The 21,367-nt window shown below is 59.2% G+C and carries 20 protein-coding genes; 12 read left to right on the plus strand and 8 right to left on the minus strand.

The annotated features are described in order from the left end of the window. Positions 1-146: 146 nt before the first annotated feature. Positions 147-611, minus strand: a complete 465-nt coding sequence (locus tag MHM86_RS05315) for an Lrp/AsnC family transcriptional regulator (protein WP_239196659.1) — start codon at positions 609-611, stop codon at positions 147-149. A 125-nt stretch (positions 612-736) separates the two neighbouring features. On the opposite strand from MHM86_RS05315, the gene MHM86_RS05320 reads away from it, so the two are divergent. Together MHM86_RS05320 and MHM86_RS05325 are read left to right on the plus strand one after the other, a co-directional pair. Continuing rightward, a complete protein-coding gene (locus tag MHM86_RS05320) occupies positions 737-1,786 on the plus strand; it encodes a diaminopropionate ammonia-lyase (protein WP_239196661.1) in 1,050 nt (349 codons plus the stop codon). A 201-nt stretch (positions 1,787-1,987) separates the two neighbouring features. Continuing rightward, positions 1,988-2,962, plus strand: a complete 975-nt coding sequence (locus MHM86_RS05325; RefSeq protein ID WP_239196663.1) for a hypothetical protein — start codon at positions 1,988-1,990, stop codon at positions 2,960-2,962. A gap of 88 nt (positions 2,963-3,050) precedes the next feature. On the opposite strand, the gene MHM86_RS05330 is transcribed toward MHM86_RS05325, so the two are convergent. Beyond that, a complete protein-coding gene (locus MHM86_RS05330) occupies positions 3,051-4,616 on the minus strand; it encodes an ABC transporter substrate-binding protein (protein ID WP_239196665.1) in 1,566 nt (521 codons plus the stop codon). Positions 4,617-4,994: 378 nt separating this feature from the next. Here MHM86_RS05330 and MHM86_RS05335 point away from each other — a divergent pair, with 378 nt between their 5' ends. From MHM86_RS05335 to MHM86_RS05355, 5 genes are all read left to right on the plus strand, one after another. Continuing rightward, positions 4,995-5,549, plus strand: coding sequence for a DUF1178 family protein (locus MHM86_RS05335; protein ID WP_239196667.1), 555 nt, complete (start codon positions 4,995-4,997; stop codon positions 5,547-5,549). Between the two features lie 124 nt (positions 5,550-5,673). Then, positions 5,674-6,318, plus strand: a complete 645-nt coding sequence (locus tag MHM86_RS05340; protein ID WP_239196669.1) for an SDR family NAD(P)-dependent oxidoreductase — start codon at positions 5,674-5,676, stop codon at positions 6,316-6,318. 202 nt (positions 6,319-6,520) lie between these two features. Then, entirely contained in the window at positions 6,521-7,759 is a 1,239-nt protein-coding gene (locus MHM86_RS05345; RefSeq protein ID WP_239196671.1) for an aspartate kinase, read from the plus strand. Between the two features lie 282 nt (positions 7,760-8,041). Beyond that, positions 8,042-10,294 (plus strand): phosphoenolpyruvate--protein phosphotransferase, encoded by a 2,253-nt coding sequence (gene ptsP, locus MHM86_RS05350; protein ID WP_239196673.1) that lies wholly within the window; start codon positions 8,042-8,044, stop codon positions 10,292-10,294. A gap of 220 nt (positions 10,295-10,514) precedes the next feature. Further along, positions 10,515-10,946, plus strand: coding sequence for a DUF1489 family protein (locus MHM86_RS05355; RefSeq protein WP_239196675.1), 432 nt, complete (start codon positions 10,515-10,517; stop codon positions 10,944-10,946). Between the two features lie 68 nt (positions 10,947-11,014). Here MHM86_RS05355 and MHM86_RS05360 read toward each other — a convergent pair whose 3' ends face one another. Then, on the minus strand, positions 11,015-11,890 hold the full coding sequence (locus MHM86_RS05360; RefSeq protein WP_239196677.1) for a hypothetical protein: 876 nt from the start codon (positions 11,888-11,890) through the stop codon (positions 11,015-11,017). A 482-nt stretch (positions 11,891-12,372) separates the two neighbouring features. On the opposite strand from MHM86_RS05360, the gene MHM86_RS05365 reads away from it, so the two are divergent. Both MHM86_RS05365 and MHM86_RS05370 read left to right on the plus strand, forming a co-directional pair. Then, a complete protein-coding gene (locus MHM86_RS05365) occupies positions 12,373-13,047 on the plus strand; it encodes a hypothetical protein (RefSeq protein WP_239196679.1) in 675 nt (224 codons plus the stop codon). Next, complete coding sequence (locus tag MHM86_RS05370) at positions 13,044-14,402, plus strand: porin family protein (RefSeq protein WP_239196681.1); 1,359 nt, start codon at positions 13,044-13,046, stop codon at positions 14,400-14,402. The genes MHM86_RS05365 and MHM86_RS05370 overlap by 4 nt, the downstream gene beginning before the upstream one ends. Positions 14,403-14,462: 60 nt before the next feature. Here the strand turns inward: MHM86_RS05370 and hisG are convergent, their stop codons facing one another. Genes hisG through hisS form a run of 3 tightly spaced genes read right to left on the minus strand, consistent with a single transcriptional unit; the run spans position 14,463 to position 17,735 of the window. Further along, a complete protein-coding gene (hisG, locus tag MHM86_RS05375) occupies positions 14,463-15,158 on the minus strand; it encodes an ATP phosphoribosyltransferase (RefSeq protein WP_239196683.1) in 696 nt (231 codons plus the stop codon). Continuing rightward, positions 15,155-16,240 carry an ATP phosphoribosyltransferase regulatory subunit gene (locus MHM86_RS05380; RefSeq protein ID WP_239196685.1) on the minus strand — a complete coding sequence of 362 codons (1,086 nt, stop codon included), beginning with the start codon at positions 16,238-16,240 and terminating at the stop codon, positions 15,155-15,157. Before MHM86_RS05380 ends, hisG begins: the two co-directional genes overlap by 4 nt. After that, positions 16,233-17,735, minus strand: coding sequence for a histidine--tRNA ligase (hisS, locus tag MHM86_RS05385; RefSeq protein ID WP_239196687.1), 1,503 nt, complete (start codon positions 17,733-17,735; stop codon positions 16,233-16,235). The genes MHM86_RS05380 and hisS overlap by 8 nt, the downstream gene beginning before the upstream one ends. A gap of 218 nt (positions 17,736-17,953) precedes the next feature. Between hisS and MHM86_RS05390 the strand changes: the two genes are divergently transcribed. Next, positions 17,954-18,148, plus strand: a complete 195-nt coding sequence (locus MHM86_RS05390; RefSeq protein WP_239196917.1) for a SlyX family protein — start codon at positions 17,954-17,956, stop codon at positions 18,146-18,148. A 49-nt stretch (positions 18,149-18,197) separates the two neighbouring features. On the opposite strand, the gene MHM86_RS05395 is transcribed toward MHM86_RS05390, so the two are convergent. Then, entirely contained in the window at positions 18,198-18,980 is a 783-nt protein-coding gene (locus tag MHM86_RS05395; protein WP_239196689.1) for an EcsC family protein, read from the minus strand. Between the two features lie 140 nt (positions 18,981-19,120). Further along, positions 19,121-19,618, minus strand: a complete 498-nt coding sequence (locus MHM86_RS05400) for a GNAT family N-acetyltransferase (protein WP_239196691.1) — start codon at positions 19,616-19,618, stop codon at positions 19,121-19,123. Positions 19,619-19,725: 107 nt separating this feature from the next. On the opposite strand from MHM86_RS05400, the gene MHM86_RS05405 reads away from it, so the two are divergent. Both MHM86_RS05405 and MHM86_RS05410 read left to right on the plus strand, forming a co-directional pair. Further along, positions 19,726-20,340, plus strand: a complete 615-nt coding sequence (locus MHM86_RS05405) for a flavin reductase family protein (protein WP_239196693.1) — start codon at positions 19,726-19,728, stop codon at positions 20,338-20,340. A 53-nt stretch (positions 20,341-20,393) separates the two neighbouring features. Beyond that, positions 20,394-21,266: an S-methyl-5'-thioadenosine phosphorylase gene (locus MHM86_RS05410; RefSeq protein WP_239196695.1), complete on the plus strand. Its 873-nt coding sequence runs from the start codon at positions 20,394-20,396 to the stop codon at positions 21,264-21,266. Positions 21,267-21,367: the final 101 nt, after the last annotated feature.

Here is a 21,367-nt window from a genome sequence, read left to right on the forward strand (position 1 = left end):
TGGTGCCTTGTTGGGATAGGGCTATTGATACAAGGCGATGATGCACAGGATGCATCATTTTTCGCCGGATCCGACAGTATTTTTCTCATCCAGACCGCTGTGAGAGATCCCTTTGCATAACTCCGACGCAGTGGCCGCCCAGTCGCTCAGATCGGCAGAGCCAGTCCGACCTTGGTGCGATCCATCACCACCGATGTGCGGAACCGGCGCACATTGGAATTCTCAAAAAACAAACGGTGGGTCAACGCTTCGAAATCCGACATATCCTGCGCTGCGCAGATGAGGACAAAGTCCGTCTCGCCAGTGACATAATAGCACTGCTGTACCTGCGGTTCGGCGCGCGCCCGTTTGCGGAAGAGGTCAAGTTGGTGCAGTGACTCGCGGTCCAATTCGACCGATACGATAAATGTCATCTTATACTCGAACTGCGCAGGATCCAGCAGCGCCACTTCCTTCTGGATCAGGCCAGAGTTGCGCAACCGCTTCAGCCGCCGTTGCACCGAAGGGACAGACAGATGACACAGATGCGCCAGATGCTCCAACCCGACTCGACAATCGTCTTGCAGCGTCCTCAGGATTGTCAGATCCGCATCATCAAGTTCCACAGCCATGCAAAAAACCCCGCAACTCAAGCCTTCAAGCGATTTATTATTTCGCAATTAAGGAAGATAATGCAAAAAATGTACAGTCAAAGTGACAGAAACTATGCTGCACCATTGCAGAGGATAGGCCTGAGATGACTGACAGTGATGACCTGCGTTTCGCACCGGATGTTGCCCGCGCCGTTGCGTTTTTTCGGTCGCAAGAGGCCTACGCGGTCTCCGCCTTGCGGGATATTACCGGTCCGCAGGGGGTGACGGTTTGGGCCAAGGACGAAACACAGCGCATGGGCCTTGGCGCTTTCAAGGCGCTGGGGGCGCCCTACGCGATCGCACGACTGATTGATCAGGCCTGGCAGCACAATACCGGCGAGGCACTGAGCTCCGCCCGCCTGACGGACAGCGACGTCCGCGACTTTGCCGCGTCCTTCACCTTTGTCTGTGCCAGCGCAGGCAATCACGGCATGGGCGTCGCGGTGGGCGCGCAGGCGGTCGGGGCGCGTGCGCGCATCCATCTTGCCCGCACTGTGCCAGAGGCATTCGCCCAGCGCCTGACAGCGCTTGGTGCGGAGGTGGTGCGCTCCGGCGATGTCTATGACGAAAGCGTCGCCGCCGCGATTGCCGACACAGAGGCAAGCGGGGCCACATTGCTGGCCGACGGCACATGGCCTGGCTACACAGAGATCCCGAAGTGGGTAATGGAAGGCTACTGCGTCATTGCCGAAGAGTTGCGCGAGGTTTTTGAAACCTCTGGCTGCTGGCCGACCCATGTATACCTGCAGGCAGGCGTTGGCGGACTGGCAGCCGCGATGGCCCATATGATCCGGCTGAACTGGGCAGAACAGCCTGAATTGATCGTCGTCGAACCCACCGCTGCAGCCTGCCTGCAGGCCAGCCACAAGGCCGGCAAACCCTCGCGGGGAGAGGGGCCGGATTCTGCCATGGGCCGTCTTGACTGCAAGGAACCGTCGATCGTCGCCTGGGATGTGCTGGAACGCTGCGATGTATCCTATCTGAGCCTGTCAGAGGAGGAAGGCCAATCCGCCGCCAATGAACTGAGCGCCTTGGGCCTTGCAACTACACCGTCAGGCGCGGCGGGCTATGCGGGCCTGATGCAGCAGATCTCGCGGGACAGCGCCGCACGACAGATGCGCCCGCTGGTCATCGTTTCCGAAGGCCCTGCGTGACGGCACGCATAGCGCACGTCGCAAACCCAAAGCAAGGTTGCAGCGCGAAGTGCGCAGCGCCGTGCGGTCACTCAAACAGAAACGCCGCCTTTGGATACTCGGCTCTCAGACGGCGCCTGTCTAAATAACTCTGTCTTCTGTCGCATATAGCCTGTTATCGTTTCCACTAAAATTATTCCGCTACTCTTAAGGGAGAAGACTTTGTTCCAGAAACGTGCATTATTTCCCGCCGTTATTATCCTGTTCACCACCGCCTGCACCGAAGACCCCGTACCGGTCGCAGCGGCCTCTCTCAGCCCACCACAAAAGAGCGTCACGACACAAGGCGGCGCGGTCATTGTGGATGTCGAACCGGGCGTTGATCTGCCACAGGAACAGGCCGCCTTCCGCCGCGGCGTTGGCACCTATTTCAAAGAATATCTACCCAGCTGGTCATCCGAAGCACCGGGATCCGACGCCACCCTTGCGTTGATCTGCGATGCAGATGTGCGTGGCATCACCAATTGTGATGATGTCGCGTATGACTGCGTGCTGAAACACGGCCCCAAAACCGTTGACCGGTTCGAGCGGGTTTTGAAAAGCCAGTCCTGCGGTCGCCCAACGATGGCGGCGCGAGAAGTGCAATCCTTCAATCACGCGCAGGAACTTGGCAACTCGGTCGTGGATGCTCTGGCTGGTTATGACGGGCTCGAGGGCGCAGTCGCCGAACAGGAACTGGCACAGGCGCGCAAATCACCTGAAAACAACGCATTACAGGCGCTGATCAAGCGCTATCCTGACACCTCCGCCGCTGAACAGGCGGCCGCAATCATTGCAGCCCGCAATGCCCCACCAGCAACACCGGCGCCGTCAACCCGCACCGCTGCCGCGGCGCAATCAACGCCAAAACCGCGTCCCGCCGCCCAGAACAGCAGCACCGGCGCCAGCCTCAGCTGTTATGACGCCCGCAATGCGCTCTGCGGTGATTATACCTTCCCCACCGTGGCCGAACGCGACAAGTTTGCCCGCCAATGCCGCAGTCTGGGATCCCGTGTTCTGCCCGGCAAATGCGACACCAACGGCGCCTTCGGTTGTGCCTTCAGCGCCCCGAACGGCAACCGCACGGTCACTTGGGTGTTCAACTTGGGTCGCGCACAGGTGCAGGCCTCTTGCCCGACGCCAGTCATCAAAGGGTAAGTCAGCAACACATCCGCTATTCGACAAAACAAAACGCGCGCCCTGAAACAGGGCGCGCGTTTGATTTTCCGGCGTCATCAGCGCGGGGTCAGTTCACCGTCACCCACCGCAGGATGAAGAAGTTGTCGGGACGCTGAGTCAGGTCGATGTTGCCCTGCGTGCCCCAGACCAGCGGCTGCACGTAGAGCGGTACATAGGCGTGCTGATCCTGATAGATCGACACGGTTTCATCAATCATCGCCTGACGCTTGGTGTCGTCAATCTCTGATTGGATCATCGGCAGCAGCTCATCCACACGATCGTCCGAGAAGCCGCCGAAATTCCAAGAGCCCAGCTTCTTCTCAGAGTTCGGGGTGGTGACGAGGAAACGCACCGGGTGTTCGTGATCAAAGGTGCCCGGGCTCCAGCCCAGCATGTACATATCGAAGTTATCAGCGCGCAGTTCCGGCCAGTAGTTCTGTACCGGCATGGCATCCAGTTCCGCAGTGATGCCAACCTGCGCCAGCATACCGGTCACCGCCTGACAGACCGCTTCGTCGTTCAGATAGCGGTTGTTGGGGCATTTCAGACCGAAGGAAAAACCGTCGGCATAACCTGCCTCTGCCAGCAGTGCCTTGGCGCCTTCGGGATCATAGGCGGGGCGGTCCACATTGGCGCTGGAATAGCCGCGCATGGCGGGGCTGACCAGCTGACTTGCCGCCTCTGCCGACCCACGCATGATGGTCTGGCGGATGGCATCAACGTTGATCGATTTGGCCACTGCCTCGCGCACGCGCACATCTTGGAAGGGGTTCTTCTCGCCCGCCATCGCGCCATATTTCAGCTGATCCGCCTCATGACCGAAACCCAGCATGATCACCCGCGCCTCGATCCCGCGGATAACCTTCAGACCGTCGCGCTGATCGACACGGGCCGCATCCTGAATCGGCACGGGGTTGATCATATCCACATCACCAGACAAGAGCGCCGCAACAGCGGTCGCGGGGTTGTCGATGGGGGTAAAGGTGGCAGATGTGATATTATGCTCCACCTCATCCCACCAACCGCTGAATGGTACCAGCGTGGTGGTCAGGCCGGGCTGGCGCTCGCTGACCATGAAGGCACCGGTGCCGTTGGCATTCAGCGTGGCGAAGTTGCCGTTTTCCTTGTCGGGCAGGCCAGCGCTGTTTGCCTCGGCCCAGCCTTTATCCATGATCATCCAGTTGGCGATGCTATCAGGGAAGATCGGGTTCGGGGCCTTGGTCAACACGTCAACAGTGTAGGTATCCACCATTTTGACGTCTGATACCGGCGCAAACCAGCTGCGGGTGTCGGCCCCTTCTGAGGATGCGCGCTGATAGCTGAACACCACATCTTCGGCATCAAAGGTGGCCCCGTCGTGGAAGGTCACACCTTCGCGCAGGGTGAACCGCCAGCCTTCACCGTCGCCAATCGGCTCCCAGCTGGTGGCCAGCGCAGGTTCGATTGCCATGTCCTTACCGCGACGTACCAGACCTTCATAGACGTTGTTGAGGAACCCCAGCACAGGGGCTGAGTTTACGGCATGCGGATCCATTGTCTGCGGATCGGTTTTACCGGCCCAGCGGAACGTCTCCGCCGAAGCCGCACTGGCAGCGATAAGGGCCAGCGCAGAGACTGTCAGAAATTTCATCATACTCTCCCCGAGTTCGATTGATAGCGATTCAACCACCTTAAAAAGTATAAGCGGCACGTCCCACGCCCCGCAGCACCCCAAAGCTACAGCCCCCAAGGTGGCAAACAAGCGTTTAAGAACAAAAACTTGGCAATTAAGGTAATAAACATCTTAATGTGCATTCATAATAATATCAGATCTATTCAATAAAGTAGATCCGTTGCAATTTTACGCAAACAATAGGCACGCGGAAGGACGGGTCGCCCGGCGGGCCGATCGCTTGGCTGCGGCATTTATCGCTGCCGCGCGATTTGATTGCGGACCCTGCTCAAATATATATTCTGCGCACGGCGTTTCTGATACCTATCTTCACCACCACCGCCACCGGAAAGACCCAAGATGATCCAATACACCCTGAAATGCAGCAATGGTCACAGGTTCGACAGCTGGTTTCAATCCGCCGCTGCCTTCGACACGTTGCAGGCACGTGGGCTGATCACCTGCACCAGCTGCAGCAGCACAGAGGTGGAAAAGGCAATCATGGCACCACGCGTGCAGTCAGGGCGTCAGTCAGAGGCTACCAAGCGCGAAGCAGCCGTGCGCGAAGCCACCGAAAGCGCGGCAGAACCCTCTGCCAACACCTCTGCCAACACCTCGGCGAACACCCCCACCTCGTCCACGACAGATGCCCCCCAAGCACTCTCCTTAAGCGCGCCGCGCTCTGAACAGGAACAGGCGCTGGAACGCAAACTGGCCGAGATCAAACGTCAAGTTGAAGAAAACTCAGAATATGTCGGTGACACCTTTGCCCAAGAGGCCCGCGCCATGCACGTCGGCGATGCGCCCGAACGCGCCATCCACGGCGAGGCGAACCTGAAAGAAGCCAAAGAGTTGATCGAGGATGGGGTGCCCGTGGTCCCCCTGCCCTTCAGCCCGAAACGCAAAACGAACTGAGCACACATCGTGCATACATTGCGCAGGGTATCGGCACCGTTTATTGGCACAAGCCTTGCGCTTTACCGCGTTGTCCTATCCTATCCTGCTATCGCTAACGTGCATCCAGAGTAAGGACAGCCCCATGCAGATCGTGATCACCGGCGCAAACCGTGGCATCGGCCACACCCTATACACCCGCTACCTTGCCGCGGGCGATCAGGTGCTTGGCACCGCCCGCAACGCCGAAGGTTTCCTGCCCCTTGATGTCAGCAAGCCCGAGGATTTTCCGCGTCTGGCACAACAGCTCGACTGTCAACCGGTAGACCTGCTGGTCTGTAACGCGGGTGTTTACCTCGACAAGCATCAATCGCTGGCCTCTGGCTATGAGGCGGCGATGTGGGCAGAAAGTTTTGCGGTGAATGTCACCGGCGTTTTCCAAACCGTGCAAACACTGCTGCCGAACCTGCAACTGGCGCAGAATGCCAAAATCGCCATTATCTCGTCTCAGATGGCATCCCACACACGCGCGCCCGGTGGGTCCTATATCTACCGTGCCTCAAAAGCGGCAGCGCTCAATCTGGGCCGCAATCTGGCCACCGATCTAAAAGGTCTGGGCATTGCGGTGGGCATATACCATCCCGGCTGGGTACAATCCGATATGGGCGGCACAGAGGCAGAGATCACCGTGGAGGAAAGTGCAATAGGCCTTCAGGCACGTTTCGCTGCGCTGGACCTGACCACCACCGGCTGCTTTCAGACGTGGGACGGGCGTGACCACGCTTACTAGGTCCGCGCACCCGCGCCCCTTTCACCCGCGCCCCTTTCACCGGCGTCCCTTTCAATAGTCCCCCAGTCCTGCGACAAACAGGCCCGGCCATATGCCCTGCCGCTGGCAGAGTACAAGCGTAGCGTGCAAAACCGCATTCTCCCTTGCGCGACAGCCCCCCTTTCACTAAACCCGCGTCGATCAAAGACGTTTAGGACAGACCATGCCCGTTCTCGTGATGAAATTCGGCGGCACTTCCGTCGCCACGCTCGACCGGATCAAACGCGCCGCCAAACGTGTGGGGCTGGAGGTTGCCAAAGGCTATGACGTAATCGTCATCGTTTCTGCAATGTCCGGCAAGACCAACGAATTGGTGGGCTGGGTCAATGAGACCTCGCCGCTGTATGACGCGCGTGAATATGACGCCGTTGTCTCCTCCGGTGAAAATGTAACCGCCGGCCTGATGGCGCTGACCTTGCAGGAAATGGGCGTTCCGGCGCGCAGCTGGCAGGGCTGGCAGGTGCCAGTGAAAACCACCGACGCCCATTCTTCGGCACGGATCGAAGAGATCCCGCCGGAAAACATCTCGGCCAAATTCGCTGAAGGTATGAAGGTCGCCGTTGTGGCCGGTTTCCAAGGTGTCAGCCCTGAGGGTCGCATCACCACGCTGGGCCGTGGTGGGTCTGATACCACTGCCGTCGCCTTCGCCGCTGCCTTTGGTGCAGAACGCTGCGACATCTACACGGATGTTGACGGTGTCTACACCACTGACCCCCGCATCAGCCCCAAGGCGCGCAAACTTGACAAGATCTCTTTTGAAGAGATGCTGGAACTGGCCTCGCTCGGCGCCAAGGTCCTGCAAACCCGCTCTGTAGAACTGGCGATGCGCTATAAAGTGAAACTACGCGTTCTCAGCTCTTTCGAAGAACCGTCTGATGAAGCAGGCACTCTGGTCTGCGACGAGGAAGAAACCATGGAAAACCGTCCCGTATCCGGCATCGCCTATTCCCGTGATGAGGCGAAGATGACCCTGATCTCCGTCGCCGACCGCCCCGGCATCGCAGCCGCCATCTTTGGCCCGCTGTCCGATGCTGGTGTGAATGTCGACATGATCATCCAGAACATCGCCGACGAAGGCCGCACCGACATGACCTTCTCTTGCCCCACGGATCAGGTGATGCGTGCCGAGAAAGCCCTGCAAGAAGCCAAAGACAGCGGTGAGATTAATTATAGCGAGCTGGTTGCCGACACCGAGGTTTGCAAAATCTCTGCCGTAGGCATCGGTATGCGGTCGCAATCGGGCGTGGCGTCGACCATGTTCAAAACGCTGTCGGATGAAGGCATCAACATCAAGGTGATCGCCACCTCGGAAATCAAGATCTCGGTCCTGATTGACCGCAAATATCTGGAACTGGCCGTGCAGTCGCTGCACGATGTCTTTGAACTGGATAAAGACGAATAATCAGCCGCTTATCACTGAACGACAAGAGCCCGCGCAATTTGCGCGGGCTTTTTATATGCACCAGATGTGCGCGACTGCCATCACGGCTCAGGCGCTGCCAATTCTTGATTTGGTATGAGACACCCCCAGCGCCCCACGCATATCTTGCCCAATTCCCCATCACTGCCCCCCTTATCCAGTCCAAAAACTGTCGCGATCTGATGCCCCCGACGCGATATCCGTTTTGTTCCTGTCAAACTTGTGTTCTAAAGTTCCAGCGAAGATCGAGGAGGACCGCCGCGGATGGTTCAAGCGACGGAAACAAAAGAGACAGAGAGCCGCAAACTGCTGCAACGGCTGCGTGACGCAATGGCCGAGGACAGCGCTGGTCAGGCGCGGCTGGATAAGATCACCCATCTGATTGCCGATTCTACCGGCTCTGAGGTGTGTTCGATCTATCTGTTCCGCGATACGGAAACGCTGGAGCTGTGTGCCACCGAAGGTCTGAACGCCGAAGCGGTGCACCAGACCCGCATGAAGCTGGGCGAAGGTCTGGTAGGGCGTGTCGCACGCTTTGGCCGCGTGGTGAATACCACCGACGCGCCTTCGGCTAAGGGGTTTCGCTATATGCCCGAAACGGGCGAAGAGATTTACTCCTCTTTCCTTGGGGTACCAGTACAGCGTCTGGGCGAAAAGCTGGGCGTGCTGGTCGTGCAGTCGAAAGAAGCCCGCGCCTATTCCGCCGATGAGGTCTACGCGCTGGAAGTGGTGGCTATGGTTTTGGCCGAAATGGCCGAACTCGGCGCCTTTGTCGGTGAGGGCGCCGCGCTGGCCGCGCCGCACCAGAACCCCAGCCTGCTGCGTGGCACCACCGGGCAGGAAGGCGCCGCAGAAGGCCACGTCTGGCTGCATGAACCCCGCGTTGTGGTCACCAACCCCATCGCCGAAGATCCCCACGCCGAACTGGTCCGCCTGCGCGAAGCGGTGGATGAGCTGCGCGTCAGCGTCGATCAGATGCTGGATGGGGCCGTGGGTGGCGACAGCGAACAGATGCAGGTGCTAGAGGCCTACCGGATGTTTGCCAATTCCAAAGGCTGGATGCGCCGGATGGAAGAGGACATCAGCCGTGGCCTGTCCGCCGAGGCCGCGGTGGAGAAGGAGCAATCACAGGCGCGGGCGCGCATGAATATGGCCAATGACGCCTATCTGCGCGAACGCCTGCATGATCTGGATGACCTGTCCAATCGCCTGCTGCGCATCCTGACCGGTCAGGGCCAGAACACCGGCGCGGAAATGCCTGCCGATCCAATCCTGATTGCCCGCAACATCGGTCCGGCGGAACTGCTGGATTATGGCAGGTCGCTTAAGGGCATTGTGCTGGAAGAAGGCTCCGTCGGATCGCACGCCGCGATTGTGGCACGGGCACTGGCGATCCCACTGGTGGTCCATGCCAGCCGTATCACCACAGATGCGCTCAATGGCAACCACATCATGGTCGACGGCGACCAAGGCATCGTGCACCTGCGCCCCGATGATACTGTGGTCACCGCCTTCCGCGATAAAATCGCGATGCAGGCCAAGGCACAGGAACGCTATGCCTCGATCCGCGACAAGACAGCGACCACCAAATGCGGCAAGACCATTGCCATGCATATGAACGCCGGCCTAATGGCCGATCTGCCGTCACTGGACAGTTCCGGCGCCGAAGGCGTGGGACTGTTCCGTACCGAATTGCAGTTTCTGGTTCGCAACCAAATGCCAAAACGTTCGGAACTGTCGGCGCTTTACAACCGCGTTCTGGATGCTGCCAGCGGCAAACGCGTGGTGTTTCGCACCCTCGACATCGGGTCAGACAAGGTTCTGCCCTATATGAAACCGAACGACGAACCGAACCCCGCCCTCGGCTGGCGCGCGATCCGCGTTGGCCTGGACCGGCGCGGTGTAATGCGGATGCAGCTGCAGGCATTGATCCGCGCTGCGGCGGGACGGCCTTTGTCGATCATGTTCCCCTTTGTCGCCCAATATGAGGAATACAGTCAGGCCCGCGCTGAAATGGACAAGGTTCTGGCCCGTGAAGCAAAACTGGGCCACACCCTGCCAGAGGTGATCGAGGTCGGCGCAATGCTGGAAACGCCATCACTCGCCTTTGCACCGGACAAATTTTATGAAGAGGTCGACTTCCTCTCCATCGGCGGCAACGACCTGAAGCAGTTCTTCTTTGCTGCGGATCGCGAAAACGAACGGGTGCGTAAACGCTATGACACGCTGAACGTCAGCTTCCTGACCTTCCTCGAAGGGATCGTGAAACGGTGTGAGGCCTCAAACACCTCACTGTCATTTTGTGGCGAGGACGCCGGTCGCCCGATAGAGGCGATCTGTCTGGCCGCGATGGGCCTGCGATCCTTGTCCATGCGCCCTGCCTCCATTGGGCCAGTGAAAAACATCCTGCGTTCGGTCGATTTGGATGGCGTGCGCCGCATCATCGAAGAGGCCCGCCTGCGCGGCGACCAATCTGTACGCCCTGCGGTCATGACCTACCTGCAAAGCCAGCACTGAACCGAGGCGGGGGCGCATAATCAGCGCCCCTTTCAATGATCCGCAAATGTCAATCGCGTCCCGTAACCCGAGCGCCCCCTTGATCACAAGCGCCCCCAACGGTCCACATTAACACTTTCTTAACCCACGGCCCTAGCCAGCCGCGGCCAAAGCGCCATATAAACCCTCATCCCCCGATGCGGTAAATCCCAGCCGCAGCAAGACCAGCAAGGATGGTTTGATGGCCAAATACACCAACCTCATCAAATTGAGCGTCGGCACCGAAAGTGTTGAAACACTGGCCACCTGGCAACAGATCCCGCAGGTGCAGACCGCAGATGGCCTGCCTCAGCACATCACCCGCATGTGGCCCAAGCGCGAGGCAGAAATCCTCAACGGTGGCTCTATCTACTGGGTGATCAAAGGTGTGATTCAGGCCCGCCAGCGCATCCTGCGTCTGGATGAGGTCACAGGCAGCGACGGCATCCGTCGCTGTGCCATCGTGCTGGATCGCGACATCTATCGCACCGCGCCTGCTCAACGTCGTCCGTTTCAGGGCTGGCGCTACCTGAAACCCGAAGACAGCCCGCCAGATATGACAGAGGCACGCCAGAACGACGATGCGCTGCCCGCCGACCTGTCTGCTGCACTGGCGGATATCGGCGTTCTTTGAACCGCAGATCCAGCGCATGAAAAAGCCGCCCCTCGCAGGGCGGCTTGCTCTTTCAATAGCCTTAACTCTTAGAACAGGCCGATGTTGCTACTCAGCAGGCCAGCGGTCACACCGCGCGGACCGCTGGCAACATTCGAGGCACCGGAGTTAAGCGGCACGCCAGCCTTGCCCGAACCGCCGAACGGCAGGGACACGCCGAAACGCACAATATCCAGATCCACGTCATTACCGCCGCTATCAAGGTTGGTACGGGCCAGTTCCAGCGACAGAGCGCCGTAGAGACCGGTCAGAGGTGCCAGGTCATAGCTAACCCCCACACCAACTTCGCTGGCGCCTGTGTCTGTATCGGCGAAATTGGTGTAGCGAATGTTCCCAAATAACGCGAAACTATCGGACAGGCCATGTTGCGCAGCAAGGGCGTAGGTATAGATGCCATCCCCATCGTTCTGCGCAGTGGCAAACTCAGCCGCCAAACGGGTGCTATTCGTCGCGTCGAATTGGCTCCACAGGCTGAATTCAGTGATGTTATCTCCGTCCGTCTCAGCCTGACCCAGGCTCGCTTCGAAGCTTGTGGTGCCCAGATCGTAGCCCCAGATCAAACCGTAGGAATCCAGATCGACATTACCGATCGACACACGGCCCACATAGGCACCAAGACGGGAGATTTCGTTCAGACGGTAGAACGCTTCGAGGTCGACGTTCCACAGCGCGTCATCAGATACGGAATCGTCAAAGCTGGTGCGGCCAGCCTCGATGCCGAAACCGATGGGACCAGCGTCATAGTAATCCAGCGCGAAGTCAAAGGTGGTCGTGTCCAGTTCGCCGGAAAAATCAGGCGAGGACAGTTGCGAAAAACCAATGGTGCTGCCACCCGAAATCTCTGCGGAGGCAAAAGTTGGGGCGGCAACAACAGCGGTCGCAGCCAGGAGGAGTGCATAGTTCATATGGTTGGATCTTCTCATTATAACTTTGCGTGTAATGTCACGCAAAGACCCTCGGATGACGCTTGCCTTACTGTAGCGCCCCCGATAATTGGGGTCCCACAGGGATCCGGCGCCGGTTTCACCGCAAATAAATTTCGGTGAGACCCACCTACACATTTCCACCCATGATAGCAAGTAAATTTACACACTCGCCTGTGCCAAACCTAACGTCTTTCGCTGCGCCTTGATCACCGCGTGGGCAGGAACGATGCGCCTAACAGGCGGCAGCGACAGCCGCGCCCAGATCATTCGGGTCCTTCGGAACAACGCACCCGTCGCCGCAATTCTGCCCGCTGCAATGCCTCAATATCGTGCGACTGCGATCACACCCAATGACTGAGTGCTCATATCGCAACACTACCACAGAATGCGCATACAAAAGGCATATCCGCCTTTTTCTCCCCCCCATCATAGGCTTAGACCGAGGGACAAAGGGGATCACGATGACCAAGACGTTACACGCAACTTCATCAAGAAGCGCCCGCTTGGGCACTTCAATAGCACTGGTGGCACTTCTGGCGGCCTGTAGTGGTGGTGGCTCTGGCGGAGGCGTCAGCCCGACATCCACCGATTTCACAGCACTGACTGGTGTGATCGCAGTTGGGCCGCCACTGCTGACTAACACCCGAAGAGGGCTGGTCACTGACGGCAACGTGGGAACCGCCGCTTTTGTCATGGGGGTCGATACCAATGTTGGTCAGATCGTCGCTCAAAGCGCCTATCGTGCCGACAATATCGGTGCCCCCCGCAGCAGCGGGACTGGTCGATACTCCACCAACTACCGTTTCGGTATTGTCGATCAAATCGTTCGCACTGACACCAGGATCGGCGGCCGGTCCGGTATCCGCAGCGGGACTGTTGAAGTCAGCGCAGATTTCGACGCCGGACGCGTGCAGGCTGTTGACCAGCAGCTGAATCTCGACGTCCGGATCAGCGGCGACGCACTCAGCGGGACTGTAGATGTTGCCTTTGTTCCTGCCTCCGGCGGCACCGCAACGGAAACGCTGGAAACTCAATTGGAAGGCCGCATTGGCAGCAACGGGCTGGTCGGTGCTTTCCACGGTCGGGACGGCAATACCACGATTGCTGGCGGCTTTGTGGGAACCGCAATTCCGTGACCACTGCCCAAAGGAACGCGCATGCACCGCGCCGCCGTTCCGGTTGGCGGGCGGCGTATGCTGCAGTGCTGTGCGCGCTATTGTCCGCGCCCGCGCTGAGTGCCCCGCAAACTCAGCCGCCGACCACCCCGCTGAGTGCCGCTGCGCTAGAGGCGGAGAGCACCGCGCTCATAAACGCCGGTAATTTCGCCGCCGCGCAAACTTTGATCGCGGCAGCAAGCCCGCCAGAGCATGTTCAATTGCTGTTTCGTGCACGGCTGGCAAAGGTACAGGGCGATCACGCCCGCGCCCTTCCCCTGTTGCAGCAGGCCTGGCACTTCGCCCCCACAGATCTACCAGTTCAGCGTGAACTGGCGCACAGCCTCTTTGTCACCGGCCAACATCAACAAGCCGCCCGTCATCTGCGCCAGCTGTTGCAGCGTGACCGCAATGCCACCCTGCGCGCCAGCTATCGCGCAATGCTGCAGCAGATCAGCGCTGCAGACCCTCTCAGCTTTGCACTGCGCTTCAGCGCGCGTCCTTCGACCAACATCAACAATGGCACCTCCGCCGGTCAGTTTGAAACAGTCTTGGGCGATTTCGTTGTTGGTGAGGAAAGCCGCAAAACCTCTGGCACTGGCTATAGCGTTGCGGGGCAGATGCGCTGGCAAACACCCCTGTCTGCTTGGCGGGGTCTCCGCTTGAGCGCGGTTGTCGTCCGCACCCGCTATCCCAGCTATCAACAGCTGGACAAAACCGATCTGGACCTCTCCTTTGGACTGCGTCAACTGTTGTCGCAGCGCAGCTGGGTCGAACCGCGTCTAATCCTGCGCGGGGTTAACGCCCGCGATAGGTCAGATTACACCGCCCGGGGCTTGGGGATCGGCCTGCAACACGCACTGGCTCACGGCGGCCATCTGTCTTGGGACATCGCCGCCGAACAACGCCATTATGATCATCAGACCTACCGCAACGGTCCCGCCTATCAAATGCGCATCGGCTGGCAGCGGCAGATCAACGCGCTGTTGACACTAACCCTAACGGTGCGCGGCAATCACATCGGCCATCGCGCCGATCATCTTGCCCATCGGGATTTGACACTCGGCGCAGAACTGCGCCGCCAGATCAGCCCGGCCCTGCGTGGCAGCCTGACACTGAACCATGGCATCAGGCGTTATCGGGACATCGCCCCCCTCAGCCATAAGCGGCGGCGCGAACGCTATACAGCCCTCTCTGCAGCGGTTCAGTTTGATCACCTCACTGTGCGTTTCGGCACGCCGGAAGTGCGCTGTACGATCAGTCAAACCGATTCAAACATCACGTTATACAGCTACAACAGTCAGAGCTGCGGCCTGTCACTAACGACTGAATTCTAAAAGAAAAACCCCGCTGCGAATTTCGCAACGGGGGCTATGAAAACGGGTATTCGCACCGGATCAGAGGAGTTTCAGCGTCTTGCGCAGTTCCTTGATCACCGCGCGCTCCTGATCATTGGCCGCCGCGATGCGCGAACGGAACAGGGTTGCCTGCGATTTGAGGATCGTCGCATCCCCAAGGATCTTCAGGTGATTGGCGCGCAATGTGTCACCGGTGGTGGTAATGTCTGCCACGGCTTCTGCCGTTTCATTCTTCACCGTGCCCTCTGTGGCACCCTGACTGTCGACCAGTTGATAATCCGCCACCCCCTGATCGCGCAGGAAGTCACGCACCAGACGGTGGTATTTCGTGGCGATGCGCAGACGGAAGCGATGCGTCTGGCGGAAGGCTGCAGCGGCGGCATCCAGATCGTCCAGACTGTTCACATCAACCCAGGCATTCGGCACCGCCAGGATTAGATCCGCATGACCAAAGCCCAACTCTGCCAGCGGCTCTACCTGCTGTTCCCACTGGCCCAGTTTTTCGCGCACCAGATCAGTGCCGGTAACGCCCAGATGGATACGGCCAGCGGCCAGTTCCCGGGGAATTTCACCAGCAGACAGTAGCACCAGTTCGACACCTTCGATGCCCTCAACCTTGCCCGCATATTCGCGGTCAGATCCGGTGCGTGACAGCGCGATGCCGCGTTTGCCGAACCAGTCAAAGGTCTTTTCCATCAACCGCCCTTTGGAGGGTACGCCCAGTTTCACACTCATTGGCCCGCCTCCAACTGGATCAGCAGATCAGGGCGGATCACGCCACCCACTGCGGGGATGTCACGCCCCTGCCCCAACACCCTGCACAATGCGTCATAGCGCCCACCGGTGGCCACAGGCGGCAAATCAGGGCGGCTGGCGGCATGGAAGCCGAAGACAAAGCCATCGTAATATTCCATCGAGGTCCGTCCATAGCTGGCCTCAAAATCAAGCGCGTCAACATCAATGCCACGTTTCGACAGCGCCTTCATCCGGCGCGCCAGACGTTCGACGCTGGCGCTGATCGCAGGCATGTCCACCGCAATATCGAGCAGCTGCTCCAAGGCGTTGGGCAGGTTTTCCCGCACACCCAGGATGGCATCAATCAACGCCACCTCATTTTCAGACAGCGGATCGATTGCTGCCTCTTCGCGCAGGGCCGCAATCCGCGCTTCTACCTCACGCCGCGAGCGCAGGCCGATGTCAGGCCCTGCAGCGGCAAAAGGATCCTCTGCCGTCAACAGCGCCGCACGGGCCGCAGGCACAGGCGTGCGACCTGCATAGCGGTCCAGAAGCGCACGGAACCGACGCGGGCGCCAGATGTGGCGGCGCAACGCATCCTTGCGGCGTTCCGATGTCTGCAAGCCTGCGACCGCAGCCAGCAACAGCCCGATATCGCCACAGGCCGCGCGCAGGGGCTGATCACCCAGCGCGTCGCAGATGATAGCAAACACTTCGGCGTCGGCCTCAACCGGGTTTTCGCGGTCAAACACCTCGTATCCGACCTGCGTATACTCATTGGGGCGGCTTGCGTCGTCTTCCTGACGGCGGAATACCTGGCCGGCGTAGGTATAACGCGCTGGCTCTGCCCCATGCGCCATATGCATCTGCACCACCGGCACGGTAAAATCAGGCCGCAGCATCTGTTCACCACGCAACGCGTCAGAGGTCACATAAGCACGGCCACGGATATCTTCGCCATAAAGGTCCAACAGGACCTCCGCCGGTTGCAGCACATCCGTTTCCACCAGCTGCGCGCCCGCTGCCTCGAACGCGGCACGCAAAGCGGCTGCGCGGGCGCGAATGTCGATCCGATCAGGCATCATTCTGGTCCTGTTGGCTGGCCAAAATCTCACGCACCTTGGCAATCATCTCGGCGCGCGGCACCTCAAACTGGCTGGGTCGTTCTTTCCATTCCTCCAGCGTGGCACTTTCGGCGATTTTGGCGCCAAGGATCAGGTCCTTGATCTGCACTACGCCCTTCTCCTTCTCATCGCCACCTTCGATGATCGCGATAGGAGAGTTGCGCTTGTCCGCGTATTTCAGCTGGTTGCCGAAATTTTTCGGGTTGCCCAGATAGACCTCTGCGCGGATGCCCGCGTGGCGCAGTTCGGACACCATCGCCTGATAGTCGGCCATGCGGGCCTTATCCATCACCGTCACCACAACCGGACCCGTTGGGGCACCACCCATACGGCCCTTTTCACGCAGGGCAGCCAGCAGACGGTCGACACCTATGGAAACACCCACAGCAGGCACTTCCTGACCGGTGAAACGTTTGACCAAACCGTCATAGCGCCCCCCACCAGCAACTGATCCGAATTGACGCTTACGCCCCTTTTCATCCAGAATTTCAAAGGTCAGTTCAGCCTCAAACACCGGGCCGGTGTAATAGCCCAGACCGCGCACGATAGAGGGGTCAATCAACACCTGATCGTCACCGTAGCCTGCAGCGGTCAGCAGGGCACCGATCTGTTCCAGCTCAGCAATGCCGTCTTGGCCCACTTTGCTGTCACCAACGGCAGCCCGCAGATTTTCCATAGTGCCGGCCACATCATCAGCACGCGAGGTAAGGAAGGCGATCACAGGTTCGGCCTGTGCATCCTCTAGCCCCACACCATCAATATAGGCCCCAGAGGCATCAAGCCGCCCCTTGCCCAACAGCTGGCGCACGCCCTCTTCACCGACCTTGTCGAACTTGTCGATGGTGCGCAGCACGTCGTCGCGTTTGGGATCATCCTCGGCCAGACCCATGGCCTCGAGTACGCCATTCAGAACCTTGCGGTTGTTCACCCGCACAAGATAGTCGCCACGGGGAATGCCCACGGTTTCCAGCGTGTCGGACAGCATCATGCAAATCTCGGCATCCGCAGCCATGCTGGAAGTACCAACTGTATCCGCATCACACTGATAAAACTGGCGATAACGACCCGGTCCTGGCTTCTCATTGCGCCAGACAGGACCCATCGCATAGCGGCGATAGGGGTTCGGCAGGTCATTGCGGTGCTGCGCATAAACACGGGCCAGAGGGGCGGTCAGATCATAACGCAGGGCCATCCAATCGCCCTTGTCGCCTTCGTCGGCCTCTTGCCATGCAAAAACACCTTCGTTCGGACGATCCACATCTGGCAGGAACTTGCCCAGCGCCTCTACGGTTTCCACCGCAGCAGATTCCAGCGCGTCAAAGCCGTAATGGTGATAGACCCCGGCGATTTTCTGCAGCATGTCGCTGCGTTCGGTCACTTCAGTGCCGAAATAGTCGCGGAACCCCTTGGGCGTGACGGCCTTGGGGCGGGGGGCTTTCTTCTGCTTGGCCATTGGCTTTGTCCTTGCGGGTAATGTCGCGCCCGCATCTACCGGATGCGGCGCTTAGGGGCAAGCATTGCAAGGGGAAAGAGGCATATAACCTTGCAGGCGCGACCATCCTGCAAGACCGCGTGCATGACCGCCCCTGTTTCCCATCCATTGCCCCTGCCGCACAGGACGTGCTATGGCCGCGTCAGAAATCAAAGGGCCGCGTTATGCAAGACACCAAGATGCAAGATCTGGAGGAACAGCTGGCACACCTGACCCGTACGGTCGAGGACCTGTCAGACGTGGTCACCAGCCAAGCGGGCGAGATTGATATGCTGACCCGCCGCGTCGCCCTGCTGATGCAGCGCGAAGCAGAGCGTGAGGCCGATGGTGGCAGCCATATCTACGGCGGCCCGGAAAAACCGCCGCACTACTGACGCCTCCGCCCCCACTTTCAGCCTTCTAAAAATGCGCAAAGATCGCAGTCTAACCCGCCACCACGGGGCCTTTGACACGACGTTTCAACGCCGCAACCAACTCCTCAGGCCGCGCATCTGCCTCGATCGTCAACCGGCGCAGGCGGAAATGCACATGGGCCATATCGCGGTAATAGCTGGCATAGGCATAGTTCGTCGCCGCCCCCGCGACGGCCCCCAACAATGGCACGCTCTGCGCTGCCAGTTTTTGCCCTAAAACATGCGCCAGACGCGGCGCAACCTTGGCAATCAGCGCCTGCATCGACGCGCCGCGCAGCGCCATGCGGGTGGCCAGAAACGCCATATCTGCCCCGTCATCATGGGCCAGGGGCCCCGCAGAGGCAAAGACCTGCACACAATCAAATTGTACACTTTCCGCACTGGGGTCAAAACCATTGCTGACCGCCACCCCCTGAATGTCACGCAGCAGAACCGTTGTGGTCAACGGCAACTCTGCCAGTGCGGTGGGCAAACCGCCCATACCACCTGCGGCCCCCATAACCGTGGTCAACGCACCGTGAAACCACCCCGGCTGATCGCTGACAACATCACGGGATTTATCCGCCGCCCGCATCGCTGCGAACAGTGCTGCCTCTGTCGCGCTGTCTAGCTGTCCGCGGACCTTCTGCGGCAACCGGTCCAGCAGGTTTTCCGCAGACCCGCCCAAAAGGTTCAGCAGCTCAATCACCGGCCCGCTGGCACCGCGATAGCGACGGGCCAATTGATCCAGTTCTGCCTCCAAATCCAGTGCAGAAGGATCAACCAGCTCTGCCAAGGCTTTTTCTGTCAGCATGTGCAATCCCCTGTCTCAGGCCTGTCTCAGGCCTGTCTCAGGCCTGTCTCAGGCCTGTCTCAGGCCCGCGCCGTTTTGCGGGCTTTACCAACAGGTGGCTATGATAGGGTAAAATTCAAGACAAAGTGCGTTGTCGGGCGTCACGTTTGCCCCTGATGAAACCGCGTTACATCGCCCGCAACACCGTCCCAGACGCCATCCGCGACGCCATGCCCCAGCACGCGATCAGGGTTTGTCGGCGGAGGCATAACCACGCCGCTCAAGCGCTGAAATCCAAAGCGGCTGTAGTAGGGTTCGTCCCCCACCAGCATCACCCGATGCCAGCCAAGGCGCGTCGCGCGGTCCATACTGTCGTGGATCAGCGCACCGCCCAAACCTTCGCCCTGATGGGTCGGGTGCACAGCCACAGGTCCCAAGAGCAGCGCCACATCTTCACCGATACAGACCGGCCAATAGCGGATCGCCCCCGCCACAATCCCCAAATCATCACGCGCCACGATAGACAGATCCGGCACCGGCGCCACATCTTCGCGCAGGCGATAAGACGAAAGCGCAGTACGCCCCGGTGCAAAACACAGGTCATAGAGGGCTTCCACTTCCCACCAGTCGTTTTTGCTTTCTACCTCAAAGCGGAACATAAATTGCGCTAAGCCTCTAGGAAATCAGCCGAAGATCTGGAAATGGGCGTAACATGCCCTTAGGTCTGATACAAACGCGAAACCAGCCACCAGATAAAGGGCGCACAGTGTTCTACAAACCCGCAGACGGCCACGACCTGCCGCACAATCCGTTTAATGCCATTGTGACACCGCGACCAATCGGCTGGATCTCTACCCGCTCCTCGAATGGTGTAGACAATCTGGCGCCCTATTCATTTTTCAACGCCGTTGCCTATGAGCCGCCGCAAGTGATGTTTGCATCAACCAGTGCTAAACCCGATCAGGACAATACCAAGGACACCGTGGCCAACATCCGCGACAGCGGTGTGTTTGCCTGCAACGTGGTGTCCTATGCGCTGCGCGATGCAATGAACGCCAGCTCTGCCGCCTTGCCTGCAGGCGCGGATGAGTTTGCCCACGCCGGTCTGGTAAAAGCTGAATGTGACACCATTCCCTGCTCCTACGTCGCCGCCGCCCCTGCGGTGCTGGAATGCACCCTCATCCAGATCGTGAAGTTGCCGGGCATGTCCAATGTGGCCGTGTTTGGCGAGGTCACAGGCGTGCGCATTCAGGATCAGTACCTTGTCGATGGTCACTTTGACGTCAGCCTGTTCCAGCCGCTGTCGCGTCTTGGTTATCGCGACTATGCTACAGTGCGCGAGCTATTCTCGCTCACCCGACCGGATGATAACAACACATAAGAATTCGCGCCACGCTTGAGATACGGCGCACCACAGGACAGAGAGGCACAGAAATGGACACATATATTGGCGTGATCGGCGGATCGGGCATTTATGAAATTGACGGGTTGGAAAACGCGGAATGGGTCACGGTCGACACCCCTTGGGGGGCACCGTCGGATCAGATCCTGACAGGTGTCTATGAGGGCGTAAAAATGGCCTTTCTGCCGCGTCATGGCCGTGGCCATGTGCATTCGCCCACCACCGTGCCCTACCGCGCCAATATTGATGCACTGAAACGTCTGGGCGTCACGGATGTGATTTCCGTCTCTGCCTGCGGGTCGTTCCGCGAGGAAATGGCGCCGGGCGATTTTGTTGTCGTGGATCAGTTCATTGACCGGACCTTCGCAAGAGAAAAATCCTTCTTTGGCACCGGCTGTGTCGCGCATGTCAGCGTCGCCCACCCCACCTGCCCGCGCCTGTCAGACGCCTGTTTCACCGCCGCCACCGACGCCGGCATCAAGGTGCACAAGGGCGGCACCTATCTGGCGATGGAGGGGCCACAGTTTTCCACGCTGGCAGAATCCAAAATGTACCGCGAAAGCTGGGGCGCGGATGTGATCGGCATGACAAACATGCCAGAAGCGAAATTGGCCCGCGAGGCCGAGCTGTGCTATGCCTCGGTGGCGATGATAACCGATTATGACAGCTGGCATCCCGACCATGGCGAGGTCGATGTGACCGAGATCATCAAAACCCTCATCGGCAATGCCGACAAAGGCCGCGCACTGGTCAAACGCCTGCCCGCCCTGCTGGGTGCCGAACGTGACGATTGTCCCCACGGCTGTGACAAAGCACTGGAGTTTGCAATCCTCACAGCGCCGGAAAAACGCGATCCTGAACTGGTGGCGAAACTGGATGCCGTGGCAGGTCGTGTGTTGGGTTGAGGCTTCTGACCAATAATTAACGGAGGCGGGCCATAGGTCCGCCTTTGGGTCCGCCTCTTTTGCCGCGTTGGGCCACTTTTGATAAAAAATCAAGATTTGCC

The organism is Thalassobius sp. Cn5-15 (assembly GCF_022347685.1).
Lineage (GTDB): Bacteria > Pseudomonadota > Alphaproteobacteria > Rhodobacterales > Rhodobacteraceae > Thalassobius.

Excerpts from the sequence above, each read along its gene's own strand:
- MHM86_RS05315 (WP_239196659.1), bottom strand. The coding sequence starts at position 611 with ATGGCTGTGGAACTTGATGATGCGGATCTGACAATCCTGAGGACGCTG.
- MHM86_RS05320 (WP_239196661.1), top strand. The coding sequence starts at position 737 with ATGACTGACAGTGATGACCTGCGTTTCGCACCGGATGTTGCCCGCGCC.
- MHM86_RS05330 (WP_239196665.1), bottom strand. The coding sequence starts at position 4,616 with ATGATGAAATTTCTGACAGTCTCTGCGCTGGCCCTTATCGCTGCCAGT.
- MHM86_RS05335 (WP_239196667.1), top strand. The coding sequence starts at position 4,995 with ATGATCCAATACACCCTGAAATGCAGCAATGGTCACAGGTTCGACAGC.
- MHM86_RS05340 (WP_239196669.1), top strand. The coding sequence starts at position 5,674 with ATGCAGATCGTGATCACCGGCGCAAACCGTGGCATCGGCCACACCCTA.
- MHM86_RS05345 (WP_239196671.1), top strand. The coding sequence starts at position 6,521 with ATGCCCGTTCTCGTGATGAAATTCGGCGGCACTTCCGTCGCCACGCTC.
- ptsP (WP_239196673.1), top strand. The coding sequence starts at position 8,042 with ATGGTTCAAGCGACGGAAACAAAAGAGACAGAGAGCCGCAAACTGCTG.
- MHM86_RS05355 (WP_239196675.1), top strand. The coding sequence starts at position 10,515 with ATGGCCAAATACACCAACCTCATCAAATTGAGCGTCGGCACCGAAAGT.
- MHM86_RS05360 (WP_239196677.1), bottom strand. The coding sequence starts at position 11,890 with ATGAACTATGCACTCCTCCTGGCTGCGACCGCTGTTGTTGCCGCCCCA.
- MHM86_RS05365 (WP_239196679.1), top strand. The coding sequence starts at position 12,373 with ATGACCAAGACGTTACACGCAACTTCATCAAGAAGCGCCCGCTTGGGC.
- hisG (WP_239196683.1), bottom strand. The coding sequence starts at position 15,158 with ATGAGTGTGAAACTGGGCGTACCCTCCAAAGGGCGGTTGATGGAAAAG.
- MHM86_RS05380 (WP_239196685.1), bottom strand. The coding sequence starts at position 16,240 with ATGCCTGATCGGATCGACATTCGCGCCCGCGCAGCCGCTTTGCGTGCC.
- hisS (WP_239196687.1), bottom strand. The coding sequence starts at position 17,735 with ATGGCCAAGCAGAAGAAAGCCCCCCGCCCCAAGGCCGTCACGCCCAAG.
- MHM86_RS05390 (WP_239196917.1), top strand. The coding sequence starts at position 17,954 with ATGCAAGATCTGGAGGAACAGCTGGCACACCTGACCCGTACGGTCGAG.
- MHM86_RS05395 (WP_239196689.1), bottom strand. The coding sequence starts at position 18,980 with ATGCTGACAGAAAAAGCCTTGGCAGAGCTGGTTGATCCTTCTGCACTG.
- MHM86_RS05400 (WP_239196691.1), bottom strand. The coding sequence starts at position 19,618 with ATGTTCCGCTTTGAGGTAGAAAGCAAAAACGACTGGTGGGAAGTGGAA.
- MHM86_RS05410 (WP_239196695.1), top strand. The coding sequence starts at position 20,394 with ATGGACACATATATTGGCGTGATCGGCGGATCGGGCATTTATGAAATT.